Genomic DNA, 942 nt, shown 5'->3' on the forward strand with positions numbered 1-942 from the left:
GCCCGCAGGTGTGGGTGGTGGACGACACCGGTTTCCCCAAGGACGGCAAGGCCTCACCCGGGGTGGCCCGGCAGTACTCGGGCACCCTGGGCAAGGTCGGCAACTGCCAGATCGGGGTGAGTGTCCACGCTGCCTCGGACACGGCTTCGTGCCCGCTGTCGTGGCGGCTGTTCCTGCCTGCCACATGGGACGGGCCCGAGGCAGCCACACGCCGGGCGGCCTGCCGGATCCCCGATACCGAACATCACCGACCGAAGTGGCAGCTCGCGCTGGAGATGCTCGACGAGATGTCCGCGATCGGTCTGCGGCCCGCCGCGCTGGTCGCGGACACCGCCTATGGCGCGAACGCCGACTTCCGTCACGGTCTCGAAGACCGGGGTCTGGCCTACGTCCTGCAGGCCAAAGCCGAGATGACCGCCCACGGCGAGGACACCGAACCCCATCAGCCGGCCTACGGAGGTCTCGGGCCCCGCCCGCGGCCCCGCTACCGCACCAGGCCCGTGTCCTTACGCGACCACGTGCTGGCCGCCGGGCGCCACCACGGGCGAACCCTGACCTGGCGCAAGGGCTCCAGAGCCGCGATGAGCTCGCACTTTGTGCTCCTGCGGATCCTGCTCGCGGGCCGCCACCCGAAGCCCGCCGCCGACGGCACGATCGGGCTGTCCTGGCTGATCGCGCAATGGCCCGAGGGCGAGGCGGAACCGGTGAAGTACTGGATCTCGAACCTGCCCGCGAACATCCCCGCCAAGGACCTGGTCCGGCTGGCGAAGGCCCGGTGGCGGATCGAGCACGACTACCGCGAACTGAAAACAGCGTTGGGGCTGGACCACTTCGAGGGCCGTTCCTTCACCGGCTGGCATCGGCACGTCACCCTCGTCACCGCCGCCCACCTATTCCTCACCGAGCAGCGGACCTGCCCAAAAGCCCCTGCCAGGGCCTGAC

The 942-nt window shown here is 70.2% G+C and carries 1 protein-coding gene; it reads left to right on the forward strand.

The window, feature by feature from the left end; all coding sequences use genetic code 11:
* A partial coding sequence (locus tag IF09_RS0139545) for an IS701 family transposase (RefSeq protein ID WP_030304417.1) occupies nt 1-941 on the forward strand: 941 nt, incomplete at its 5' end.
* Nucleotide 942 lies beyond the last annotated feature (1 nt).

This window comes from Streptomyces katrae, assembly GCF_000717655.1.
GTDB lineage: Bacteria > Actinomycetota > Actinomycetes > Streptomycetales > Streptomycetaceae > Streptomyces > Streptomyces katrae_B.